Annotated in this window: 8 protein-coding genes; 3 read left to right on the plus strand and 5 right to left on the minus strand. The window is 39.9% G+C overall.

The genetic code is table 11. The annotated features are described in order from the left end of the window. Nucleotides 1–239: 239 nt before the first annotated feature. Complete coding sequence (locus ACJZU6_RS16235; RefSeq protein WP_408901396.1) at nt 240–1,169, plus strand: helix-turn-helix transcriptional regulator; 930 nt, start codon at nt 240–242, stop codon at nt 1,167–1,169. A gap of 41 nt (nt 1,170–1,210) precedes the next feature. On the opposite strand, the gene ACJZU6_RS16240 is transcribed toward ACJZU6_RS16235, so the two are convergent. From ACJZU6_RS16240 to ACJZU6_RS16260, 5 genes are all read right to left on the minus strand, one after another. Next, nucleotides 1,211–2,671 carry a sodium:solute symporter gene (locus ACJZU6_RS16240; RefSeq protein ID WP_408901397.1) on the minus strand — a complete coding sequence of 487 codons (1,461 nt, stop codon included), beginning with the start codon at nt 2,669–2,671 and terminating at the stop codon, nt 1,211–1,213. Nucleotides 2,672–2,680: 9 nt separating this feature from the next. Continuing rightward, entirely contained in the window at nt 2,681–3,616 is a 936-nt protein-coding gene (locus ACJZU6_RS16245) for a DMT family transporter (RefSeq protein WP_080156494.1), read from the minus strand. Next, on the minus strand, nt 3,613–3,765 hold the full coding sequence (locus ACJZU6_RS16250; RefSeq protein ID WP_158258953.1) for a hypothetical protein: 153 nt from the start codon (nt 3,763–3,765) through the stop codon (nt 3,613–3,615). Before ACJZU6_RS16250 ends, ACJZU6_RS16245 begins: the two co-directional genes overlap by 4 nt. 264 nt (nt 3,766–4,029) lie before the next feature. Further along, nucleotides 4,030–6,525, minus strand: coding sequence for a phosphoenolpyruvate--protein phosphotransferase (gene ptsP, locus ACJZU6_RS16255; protein WP_408901398.1), 2,496 nt, complete (start codon nt 6,523–6,525; stop codon nt 4,030–4,032). 28 nt (nt 6,526–6,553) lie between these two features. Then, a complete protein-coding gene (locus tag ACJZU6_RS16260; RefSeq protein ID WP_065193308.1) occupies nt 6,554–6,871 on the minus strand; it encodes a PTS fructose transporter subunit IIB in 318 nt (105 codons plus the stop codon). Nucleotides 6,872–7,743: 872 nt separating this feature from the next. On the opposite strand from ACJZU6_RS16260, the gene ACJZU6_RS16265 reads away from it, so the two are divergent. Next, nucleotides 7,744–10,269 carry a GH92 family glycosyl hydrolase gene (locus ACJZU6_RS16265; RefSeq protein ID WP_408901399.1) on the plus strand — a complete coding sequence of 842 codons (2,526 nt, stop codon included), beginning with the start codon at nt 7,744–7,746 and terminating at the stop codon, nt 10,267–10,269. A 260-nt stretch (nt 10,270–10,529) separates the two neighbouring features. Further along, a complete protein-coding gene (locus ACJZU6_RS16270) occupies nt 10,530–13,442 on the plus strand; it encodes a GH92 family glycosyl hydrolase (RefSeq protein WP_408901400.1) in 2,913 nt (970 codons plus the stop codon). Nucleotides 13,443–13,510: the final 68 nt, after the last annotated feature.

Consider the following 13,510-nt stretch of genomic DNA (forward strand, 5'->3'; position numbering starts at 1 on the left):
TGGTATTTATAGCGGTTGTTATCACTTTTTAGTGGGGATAACACATAACAATGGCTCTGACCGATTTTTATGGCACTCTGAATATGCTCATTTCAGTTATTACTTAAAAAGCTCGATGGAATATCACATAATTTAAAAAAGACTATATCGTGCCAGTGAATAGCCGCTCACTTTGGACTAAAGCATCTAGCTCTATAGCATAAAATTGTAATAATGGAGTGATTCAAGGAGGGTAGGTTATGTATCAAAGGGTCATTGCAAATACACCTAAATTTTTAATGTTCGATTTACAGCCATTGATTGAGAATAAACAGTTTATTTTTGGAGCTGATTATATATTGATTCGCCCCCAAAAAAATGGTGGCACTCTTTATTTGTCCTCCACTGATATACCATTAGTTGTTGGACAGCTAGTCTTAATCGCACCATTCAATCCATTTAAAATAAGTGGTGAAGCGCTAAATAATAATGACAGTGCGGGAGACGTACTGCATTTTCGTTTAAATGCTTTAGGGCAAACTTTTATTGATAGTATTCAATTTACCAATATAAAAAACATGCTGGATAATGCGAAACAAGGTTTGTTATTTGATAGTGGGGGGTTAGAAACTGTATTTGAAATTATGGATAATATAGAAAACTCCTTTGATTTTAAGCAGCTACTGAATATATTAATGCTACTGGATCAGTTAACGAAAACACCATCGCAGCAATGCTTAGAAAGCCACCCGATTACTTTTTCTACCACCAAAAGAACCGAAAATCGGGTTGATATTGTATTGCAATATATTGCGACAAATCTTGCTGAGCCATTAACTGTTACTATTGTCGCCCAGCAATTACACATGGCGGAAAGTACGTTTTCACGTTTTTTCCATACTCATCTAGGGGTGACGTTTCGACAATACTTAATTGAACAGCGGGTGAAACAAGCAGCAAGATATTTAGTCTCAACAGATTGGACTATTGCACATATTGGTGCTGAAGTCGGATTTTCATCATTATCAAATTTTAATGAAAAGTTTAAAACGTTATTACATGTAACACCGCGGCATTATCGAGTGAATCATTTATCATTACGGGAAAATATCGATACATCTCAATCAATACAAGGGCAATTACAAAAGCAATTACATCATTGGCAAACCAGTGCTTCGATTGCGCCCTAATAACAAGAGAATAACGGGGAAATTATTCTCTTGTTGCTTCGTTATAGGTGTCGAAGATGATTGGCTATGAATTGATATTGGCAGCATTTAGCCACCAGCGCATAACTACAACAAGCTAAAAATGAAGCATAAAGCGGTGCCTCAACCCAGCCAAAATGAAATTCAACAAACAGTAGGCAGCCACTAAAAAAACCAATCACTAATGCGCTCAATGCGGCGTAAATATTACCAGGTAACCAATGGGCTAATAACGTTGGTGCAACTAATGCTGCCATTAATGTTCCTGATCCTAAAATTGCTAACATAGAAAGCATAAACGGGGGCGCAAACAGCATGATAATAAATCCGAGAGTGCCAAGTCCGAGTACTGCACTACGATTGAGTAGTAACAACTGTTTTGCTGTTAGTGATGATTGGGGCCACAATGCTTGACGTAAATCATGAGAAACTGCACCAGATATTGCATGTAATACTGAGTTCGCGGTTGATTTCATGGCAAATAAAATGAACAAAGTCACCACTGCTGATAATGAAGGTGATAGAAATTGAGTAAGAAAAACGGGCATAGCATCGTCAGGCGTTGTTAGGGTTGGTACTTTTACGCGAATGTAGCAGCCAACGATAGGAACCAGGCTAAGTAAACACGCCATCGGAGTCATATAAGCTGCAACATGGTGTAATTTAGTGGTATTAGCAAAAGCCATAAACCGTACTGACATATAGGGCAGAGTTGCACTATAGATAAACGCATACGGTAGTACCATTAATACATGCCAGCGGCTACTTCCATAAGGACCTGAATCTTGTGGCGCTAATAAATTTTTATCGATGGCGTTTAGTTGCTCGATTAACATAGAGGGTGGCAGATCAGTAAAAATGGTCACCATAATAATAATGGCTGATAAACACATACCTAACACCATAAACGTATCAGTAAAAGCAACTGCAGCAAGCCCGCCAATTGATGTGTAGATAATAATAATCGCCACCATAATTAATGAGGCGGTGGTATGGCTAATACCCAGCCATGGTCCTGCTAAAAGCCCTAATGCTTTTATTTGGCCGACAAGGAAAATCAGTAACAGTACGATAGTGATAATGGCACAGAAAGCTTGGGTTACTCGCTTGATACTTTGAGGGCCATCATGACTGGCTGCAATATATTCCGCAATCGTCAAGGTCCCCATGGTTTGGGCCTTTTGGTGTAAAAAGCGCGCACAAAATAGTACCGCTAAAATCATCGCGGGGGCAAAGAAGAAATTGCCCAATAATTCAATCGCACCATATTTATACGCAACCCCAGGAGAGCCCATGAATCCCCAACCAGAGAATGCAGTCGCAACAATGGTTGAGGCACCAATAAAAGGGCCTAAGCAATTTGCGGCGAGTAAAAAACCACCTTCCCCCTTGCTGCTGTGCATGACTTTATTACTGTACAGAGCTAAAGCAACCATAATTGTTACGGTTACTAGGAGTAGCCCCCAATTGAGTGAAGTGTGCATAGCATCACCTTATGATTGTGGTAGCGGTTTATGAGATAACGCCCGTTTCTTGATGATATTAATCACTATCTCTCCCATACCACCACCAATCACCAATACGCCACCAATGGCTTGTAAAACCGTTAATGATTCACTAAAGACTAAAATCCCCAGTCCTGCACCGACAACCGTTTCTAAATAAGATATACAGGCTAATTCCGCTGCTTTTAAATGTTTAGCGGCAATGGTTAATAATGATAGTGCGCCAAAACCAATAAAGAACCCCATTGATAGTAGCCATAGCCATGAGGTGCCATCCATTGCTGCTAATGATGGGGGATTAATGATAAAGCAAATCGCAATGGCTATCGCACCAAATGAAAAGTTAAATAATGAACGCGAGTCTGAACCAATATCGGTACGGTAACGACTAAAGAATAAATACAAGCCATAGCCGATACCTGACATTAATCCCAGAATATCCCCGATCATATTTTCTTTAGAAAACGACAGCGATAACGTCAACCCAGTGTGAGGGTTATAACTGATAATGCCGATAATAAACAAACAGCCAATAAATACTGCGGTTAACATCGATGCAGTCAGGGCTGAAATTTTTTCTTTTAAGAATATCGCAGCGAGGATAGTTGAAAAAACAGGGCCGGTATAAATTAAAAATACCGCATTGGCTAAGGTTGTATATTGGGTGGCGGAGACATATGCGGCTAAGCATAATCCTAAACAGACGCCACTGGTTATGACGGCAGGGGTCAGGGTTATGTTTTTTAATTGTTGCGCTTTACCTTGGTAGAGCATAATGGCAAAAATACAGATAGCACCGACGATCATCCGTGTAAATGCAATGACATCACCACTGGTATTAATATTACGTGAGAACAAGCCAACACAACCCATAAGGGTGGCAGAAACAATCATCGTGGTATATCCAAGCGTTTTAGGGTTCATTTTCTACTCCTTGAATGGGTACTATTTGATTGGTTTACCAATGATCCACCACCGGAATGTTGTTGATAGATAAAAATACCTGTCACCGTGATCCAGAGGATAATATTGGCAATAATAAAAGCATCAATTGCCCAATAACCTGTTTGCATTACTCTTTCCTTATATTTAGGCGGGGGGAGTAATTAAGGGAAATGCTAATTATTTATTAATGACAATAATTGATGATTTTGAGCGAATGAACTAGCTAAAAGCTGCTATAAAATAACCAATAAACGCTCTCTATGTTTAAATGAGATCTTGGTCATTTTTAGGTATTAAGCGGAAAGAACAGGGGAGTTGATAATTTGAATCGAGGTTTAAAATGACAAAGCCCCTCAAGAGAGGAGCTTTATATTGATAAGCTTACGTTTAAATTATAAGCCAATCTGTTCAGTAATAATGGCAATAATGGCTTCAGGTGATTCAGCCTGACGTAAACTGTCACGGAAACTTTCATGAATAAGTTTACGTGCAAGCCCGGCAAAGATACGCATGTGTTGATCACCTTGGTCTTTGTTTAGGGTTAGCATGATAACAAAATCAACTTCACCAGAATCTGACATCCAATCAATCGGTTTATCGAGATGCGCAATACTGATACTAGAATGATGAATATGGTCAGACTTCGTATGTGGAATTGCAAATCCATGTCCTAAACCAGTAGAGAATACGGCTTCACGTGCCCAAATATCTTCCTCAAGCTTATACACTTCATCTGTACGGCCTTGAATACCCAAGTTACCAACTAGCGCTTGGATCACTTCTTCTTTGTTAGCAAAATCGGCGGCTTTAAATACACATTGCTGAACTAATATTGGTTTAACTTGTGCTTGAGCATGACGTTGTTCAAGTAATGCTTCAACTTCTTCAATGGTGGCGCACTCACATGCTTCTGCAAATAAGGTTTGGCTATCTGCAAAATTAATTTCGGTCAACTGTGCTTTGGTCGCCGCAATTTTGGGGGCACTCATGCTTATTTCATCAAGACCTGCACCGACTAATAATGGTAATACTTTACTGTCTGCGCCAAGTTCACCACATAAGCCTACCCATTTACCATGAGTATGCGCAGTAGTAACTACTTGCTTCAATAAGCGTAGGAAAGCAGGGGCTAAGCTGTTATACAGTTTTGATACGCTGGCGTTATCACGATCAACCGCTAATAAATATTGGGTCATATCGTTTGAACCGATACTGAAGAAATCGACTTCTTTACAGAATAAATCAACAATAAATGCCACTGATGGGATTTCAACCATGATGCCCAGTTGCAGATCAGCATCAAAAGCAATATTTTGTGCTGTCAGTTGTTGCTTAACGATTTCTAGTTGTTGCTTAACCCAACGGATCTCTTCAATGCTTTGAATCATCGGGATCATGATTTTGGCTTTGCCATGCACTGATGCACGTAAAATCGCGGTTAATTGGGTATGGAACAGTGCCAAGAACTGCGGGTAAATACGTACCGCGCGGTAACCTAAGAACGGGTTATTTTCATGGGGTAGGGCGAGGTAATCAATGGGCTTATCGCCACCAATATCCATGGTACGAATGATCACTGGTTTACCATTGGCGGCGGTTAATACTTCACGGTAATGATTAAATTGCTCTTCTTCATCGGGTGCTTGCTGGCGATCCATAAACAGCATTTCAGTGCGGAACAGACCAATTCCTTCAGCCCCTTGTGCAAACGCATTATCCGCTTCGACTGAACAGGCAATATTAGCAGCGACCTCAATCGTGTGACCATCTTGAGTGGCTGCTTGCTGGTGGGCATACTGACTTTGCTGTTGTTTAAGTGTATTCGCCAATGTGATGGCACGATCGAAGTAACCACTAACTTCATTGCTAGGCTCGATAGCCAGTACCCCTAACTGAGCATCAACATAAACATGATGATTTAATGCCGCCGCACAGTCTTTAATTTCAATCCCTGACAAGGTTGGAATATTAAATGCACGTGCCAAAATTACGGTGTGTGAAGTGCTACCAGCATGGGTTAACACCAAGCCTTGCAGTAACGCTTTATCAAGCCCTAAAAATTGACTTGGGGTTAAATCGTTGGCGATCACAATACTTGGTAGCTGGAGTGAAAATTCAGCTTGGTTATCAAGTACTGTTGGGTAAGCGGCGGTTAATAGTTGAATTGATACATCTTTGATATCCAGTACGCGTTCACGTAAGTAACTACTTGCTGACTGTTCAAGTTGATGACACAGTTTTTCCATCACTGCCAAAATAGCATTAGCCGTTGAATGGGTTGCTAGCAGTGTTGTTACGCCATCAATGAAGCTTGAGTCGTTAATGATGGCTAAATGCGCACTAGTGATTTCTTGTTCATGGTGTGAACCATTAGCAATGGTGTTATTTAAGTGAGTACTAACTTGTGCTCGTGCTTGCTCAAAACGTTGGGCTTCATTGTTATCGTGGGTTGTTGTCGCAAATTGCTGTGGATCAATTTGGCTCATTGCAACGAGTACACCACAACCAATACCTGGGGCAAGACGTTTACCGGTGATCAAATGGGGCTGGTGGCGTAATAATGATTGCGGTAACACGATTTCGCTCTCATCCGATAACGTTTCTAATGCTTCATCACAATGTGGAAATTGTTGTTCAATGTAAGTTTGAAGGGTCTGACATGCTTGTTCACTGTCTGCACCATCAAAGCTTAAGGTACAGTTATCGTTTAATAGCGTATCTGTACCCACTAATGCCAAAACACTTTTTGCATCACCTGAATTGTTAGTGCGGTGATTGGTTAGCGTAATTTGACACTCAAACTGACGGCACTGTTGTTCTAAATGGTTTGCTGGACGCGCATGAATGCCATTAGGTAATACACATTGAAACTGAAATTGGTGAGTCATAAATAATACGCCTTAAATTTATTTAATGTTATTGGTGAGCTAACAACAGTTGCTGACATTGAGAAAAAATACGTCGTGGATGCTGCAATGCATCTTGAATAGAAACTTCTAGACAGCGATGTTTTGTAAAACGGTCACTTTGCTCGACATTAATATCGGCTGCGAGGATAACAATATCAGCACGCTCAACATCCTGGTCGGTGAGGCGATTTTCTACTCCCATTGCTCCTTGGGTTTCGACTTTTATTGTGATCCCGAGTTTTTTCGCTGTCTCAGTGAGCTTGTCGGCTGCCATGTAGGTATGTGCAATCCCTGTTGGACATGCGGTAATCGCGACAACTCTCATATGTCTCTCCTGCTGTTAGATAATGTAATGCTAGGGTAATGGCATAAATATAAGCAGTTAATAGAGAGCAAGATAGAAGAGAAACGACGCTTTTATAGGACATTTGTAACCGTAATAACCAACCGTGATAAGGATCTCATTGCATTTTTGGTGAATGTTCTCAGTAATGATTAGCATTTTTGTGCGTTGGGTGTTGAAAGGTAATAGTACGTTGATGCTGGTTGGCTGCATTTATTAAGGGAAGAATGACAGCATTATTATTAATTGATAGTGCTTAGAATGTGGTGTTAAGAAGAAAAGATGAATAAATACAAGAGCGGTTGTCATCACGTAATAATAAAAAGGCAGCATGAGCGGGGGACTACATGCTGCTAAAGGTCATTGTTCGGGAAAATAATGACAATATTTTATATTTTAAACGCTGGGTTAATTATTACTTAAATTAAAAATATAAATAGTGGATAAATATCACTTTAATAGCACTATTCTATCTAATCGTTTTTTATGTGATATCACGCAGTCTTCTTTAAATAATAATGATGATGTTTGATAATATATAAATTAAATATGGTCATTAATTATATTTAAACAAAAATAGCAAACTGTGATATTGAGTCAAAATATCGCAATATAACAATGAGAGCCTACTCACAGCGATTAGGTGTTGTTACAAATATACAGTGAATGCGTAATTTATCCTATATCGCCATAATTCTTTATTTTTAATAATGCGAGTCAATAACTAAGTTAAATGACACTGAGTAAATAAAACGAATAGTGATTTTATTTAATCTTATTGATCCAATTGTTTTAATAATATCAACCTTGCTCAGTAAGAGTGTGGTGCAATTAAAAAATAGGGATAGAAAACCATGTTTAAACTGTCAATCGTCGCAGCAGCAATTGCTCTTTCTGTTGGTCTTGTCGGCTGTAATAATGATAATTCAACCCAATCATCAACGGATAAAAACGATAATCTGCCAACATTAGCGGTACTTAACTATGTTGATCCTTTGATTGGCACGGATGGTTTAGGCAATGTTAATCCTAGCCCTGTAACCCCTGAAGGTATGATCCAACCAAGCCCTGATAACTGGAATCCGACGAATTGGGAAGGGAAAGGATCACCATCTGATTATCATCACTATTTAAATCAATTATCAGGATTTAGCACCACCCATATTTCGGGTGCAGGTAAAGGGGATCTTAATGATTTTGCATTCTTACCTTATACCGGTTTTCACTCAACCGCTGTTACGATGGATAAGCAAACTGAAATATCAAAAGTGGGTTATTACGCGGTTGATCTTATTGAAACAAAAGTTAAAGCTGAATTAACAGCAACGGATCGAGTTGCTTTTCAGCGCTATAGTTTTCCAGCGGGTGCCGATCGTAAAGTAAAGATCGATTTACAACATGAGTTACTCGAACAATACGGTAATCACTCTCGCAGTATTTATTATAAAAAAGTGGCAGATAATGCTATTGCGGGGGCGCGTACCAGTAATGAATGGGGTCAGTGGCAAACGGTATATTTTTATGCTGAGTTTTCAGAACCGTTTAGTGGTCACATGGCGTATGTTGAAGGTAAGCAAACTGCTGCAACAGAAGTTGGATTAGCCGATTATCAAGGTTACGGCGATAAACGTGATCGAGTACGTGATGTGGTGACCCACCTTAACTTTGGTGACGGTGATCAGCCTATCACGGTTAAGATTGCCATCTCTGGTACCAGTATTGATGGTGCGATGGCCAACTTACAAGCTGACGACAACGGTTATGATTTTGATGAGGTTGTGGCTGACAACCAACAGCAATGGGCGAAGGTGTTAAATAAATTCACCATTAAAGGGGGAACCCAAGCCGATAAGACCATGTTCTATACTTCGCTTTACCGTACTTATGTCGCGCCGTTTGTGTATCAAGACGTTGATGGTAAATACCGTGGTATGGATGGCAAAGTCCATCAAGCTGATGCCGATTTTACTAACTATTCAGTGTATTCTATGTGGGATACATTCCGCGCTGCTCATCCACTTAAAACCATTATAGATAAAGAACGTGCAATTGAATACGCCCATGATTTGATGAATAAATTTAAAACTGGCGGTGTATTACCTAAGTGGGAATTGCATTCTGATTACACCGGTGAAATGGTCGGTTACCCTGCGGTTTCTGTGATTGCCGATGTAATGGTGAAATACCCTGATGCTTTTACTCAACAAGATTTTGAATTAGCACTTAAAGCGGCAGATGTGTCAGCTAACTTTGATTTAACTATTACACAAAATTGGGTGCCTTATAAAGATGCGTGGAATGGTGATAAACGTTTTACGGTCATGACCCGTCATGGTGAATATGCTGAGCAACACGGGTATGTGCCAGCGGACGCTAAGAAAAAACCTCAAGATGGTGGTATCGCCCAAGATAAATACGATGAATTAGTCAATGAATCGGTGTCATACGGATTAGAAAATGCTTACTACGATTGGTGTATTGCCCAAATCGCTAAGTTAGCAGGTGATGATGCTCAATATCAACGTTATATAGAACGTTCACAAGCTTATAAGCCTTACTTTGATCTCAATAAGGCTGAATATGCTAAATACGGTGCAACTGGATTTATGCGCCCTAAAAATCATGATGGTTCATGGGTAAATAACTATCCATCATGTGCCATTGACGGTCAAGGCGATCCAATTACGCCGTTACCTGAGGGTTGTGATATTAATGATGCTAAATCATTTGATATTTTCTGGCCTTACCGTGCCGAGCATCGTGGTCAAGATTTCACGGAAGGGAATACATGGCAATGGAGTTGGTTTGCACCGCATGATATCGCTGGTTTAAAACAAACCATGGGCGGTGAGGCAGGTTTCTTACAGAACTTAGATGCGTTATTTACTGCAAATGATAAAGCTGATACCTCTCAAGGGGATATGACAGGTTATATCGGTCAATTTATCATGGGTAATGAACCTGATCATCACGTGCCATACTTGTATAACTGGACGGCAGAGCCTTGGAAAACCCAAGAATATGTCGATCAGGCAATGAAAGAATTTTTCCATCCAACCAAAGCGGGTTTAATTGGTAACGAAGATGTAGGTCAAATGTCAGCTTGGTACATTATGGGCGCATTAGGTTTCTATCAAGTTAATCCTGGCGCACCGATTTATACTATTGGACGACCACTGTTTGATGAAGTGAAATTTGATATTAATGACGGTCAATTTACGATAACGGCTGAAAATAATAGCCCTGATAATATCTATGTTGAATCGGTCACTATTAATGGAAAGCCCTTGGGTAATCATTATACTTTTGCTCATAGTGAAATTATGGCTGGTGGCGAATTACACTTTGTGATGACCAATAAAAAGCCAACAATTAAATAAATTAATATTAGTTATATTTGAAGCAGACAAAGTTGATTATATTTGTCTGCCTCTTAATACTGTTCGTTTCTTTATATCATTCATTGTTTAATCATCATTGATATTTACGTTTCAATATTAATTAAACGGTGGGTTTAAATTACATTGTTTTATTTATTTCTTAAATACTGTCTATTTCAGCGTGGTCGCTAATGGTTTTTTATTAATGACTATTAATAACAGTGTTAAAAAATAATATATAAATTAGAAAAGGATTTGAAATGAAATTCAAACGTACCCTACTTTCAATGGCTGTTATTGCTGCTACATTGGGTTTAACGGCTTGTGATGACGACACGCATAATATTGATGTTAATGTTACTGTCCCTGATGGTGATGGCACTCTTCCTCCTGTTGACGAAGGGGATAAGCCCGTTTGTCCACCGACTGGGGACGGTGATTGTGATGATAAACCAAGTACAGAAAACCCAGTTATTGATATGGGGGTTCATATTCCGGTTGATTTATCGGGCATGGATGTCACCCGCTACGTTAATCCATTTATAGGGACTGGTAATTTAGGTAATACTTACCCTGGTGCAACTACCCCTAATGGCATGGTGCAATTGTCCCCGAATAATGGCTCTAATGGCTGGGAGTATATTTCTGGCTATTATTATCATGACGCTCGTACCAGTGGTTTTTCTCATACTCATTTATCTGGCGCGGGGGCTGGGGACTTAAATGACATTCTGGTAATGCCAATTAACTCCCGTTCAGACTTTATGATCAATGAAGGTTCAGCGACCCTCAATTTAGAAGCATCCCATTTTAAACATAAAGATGAGCAGGCGACCGCGGGTTACTACAAGGTTGAGTTGCTTGACTATGACATTACTGCTGAACTGACAGCGTCTGATCGTGTTGGTGTGCACCGTTATACGTTCCCACGCGATACAAAATCTGAAATTATCGTTAATACCGGATTTAAGCTTAACTGGGATTACACTTCTGATTCTTTTATTCGTTGGGATAAAGAAAATAACCGTTTGATTGGCCACCGTTTATCTGATGGTTGGGCAGCCTCTCAGAAAGAATATTTTGTGATGGAGTTTGATCAACCGATCAAAAATGTCCGTTTTGCTTATTATGATAAAGAGACCAAACAATACGTTAATGCGCCAGCTGACTTTACTGAAATAGGGTCAATTAAAGGCTCTCAAACCTATGATGCGGTTAATGATCGTGATGTGTTTGGTAAATATCAATATGCTCGCGCTTATGTTGAATTTGATACTGAAAAACAAGGATTAGCCGTTGAAGCAAAATTGGCGTTATCAAGTACTGCGATTGGTAATGATGGCACCAATAAAGCGCCATTAACGGGAGCGTTCTTGAATCTAACTGAAGTTGATAATAAAAACTTTGATGATGTACGTTTAGAAGCCACCAATGAGTGGGAAGCATTACTGGGTAAAGTAAAAGTTGAAGGTGATGAAACCTACAAGCAAACTTTCTATACTGCGATGTACCATGCTTTCCTAGGTCAAACAACGCACTCAGATATTGATGGTAAATATTACCGTGCATTCCAAGGTCGTAATGCTTATCCAAATGGTCGTCCATCTTGGGGTAAAGAAGCGCCATTAGTGGATGATGTTCGTTTAGCCGATGCCAACAATGATGGTAAAGCTGACTTTACTCGTTATGACACATTCTCACTGTGGGATACTTACCGTAATGTACAACCACTAGCATCAATCTTTACCCCTAATGCATTAGCGGATGTTGTGTTATCAATGCTTTCTTATGCAGAAGAAGAATTTACGCCTCTTGATGCGGCGGGTACTGCGAGCGAATCTCGTAAAGGCCGTTTACCTGAATGGACATTTAAAGGTAATGAAACCGGCATGATGATGGGGATGCACTCAACCCCGGTTATTTATGATGTATTGGCAAAAGGCATCCTTGATGCGCGAATGACAGAACTTGGTTTTAGTCAGGCAGATCAAAATGATATTAAAGCGCGCTTAATTACCGCCATGGTAACGGATGCACGCGGGAAAACGAGCCAAGGTGTGTCATGGATTAAAGAATATGAAAAAAATGGTTGGGTGCCAGCACAGCTCCATGATACAGAAACGGACTCATACGGTAAGCACTCACCTTTTAAAGATTCATGGACAGCGTCATATTCCCTTGAATATTCAATGAATGATTGGATGATTGCAAAATCCATTGCCTTGGTGTTTGGCGAAGATGATCCACGTTATACCGAATTTGCTAATCGCTCAAATAACTGGCAAGCACAGTTCGATTTTGGTGGCGAAGCAAATACACCGTGGAAAGGGTGGTTTAAAGCGCGTGATAATAATGGCCAATTTATTGATAAGAACTGGACAGATCCTGTAACAGGTGGAAATGCTGGTAAAGATTGGCGTCCTGACATGTTTAACTGGGCATTCTCAGAGTCAAACGGTTGGCAATACTTCTTTAGTGTACAACATGATATTCATGGTCTAAAAGATCTGATGACTCAAGCGGATCGTAAGTTTAACCCTAAAGCAAAAGAGGGCGAATTATTTGCGGCACGTTTAGATGAGTATTGGTCAACATATCCAGATCGTAATGCGGGTGATAACCAGTTCCCTGTCTTTAATACTGGTAACGTAGGTCAACACGTACAAGGTAATGAACCTGATCTGCATGTGTCTTATTTGTATAACTACGTGGGTCAGCCGTGGAAGACTCAAGCGGCGATTGCAGCCTCAACTAATGTTTGTTACGACAACACTGCTGATGGTATTTGTGGTAATGATGACTTTGGTACGCTTTCTTCATGGTTTGTGTTCCGTGCGCTAGGTTTCTATCCAGTGAATGCAGGCAGTATTTATGAAATTGGTACACCGATGTTTGAAACTGCTTCCATTGATGTGGGCAACGGACAGTCGTTTAATGTGGTCGCAAAGAACGTGAGTCGTGAAAATATCTTTATTCAAAACGCAACGTTTAATGGTAAGACGTTTAATCGTACCTATCTTACTCATGATGAGATTATGTACGGTGGTGACCTAGTGTTTACGATGGGTGATACACCAAATAAACAGTGGGGTGCTGCCGCTGACTCTACACCACCAGATACTGGAATTGGTGAGTTCTTACACGAGAAATCACTACCTGTTGGTGCTCGATAAAGAGTTATGCTTTTTTAGCATAAAAATTATTTATAGTTATTGTTCTTCAAATCCTACGGTTAACTACC

This window comes from Photobacterium piscicola, from assembly GCF_046058925.1.
Classification (GTDB): domain Bacteria; phylum Pseudomonadota; class Gammaproteobacteria; order Enterobacterales; family Vibrionaceae; genus Photobacterium; species Photobacterium piscicola.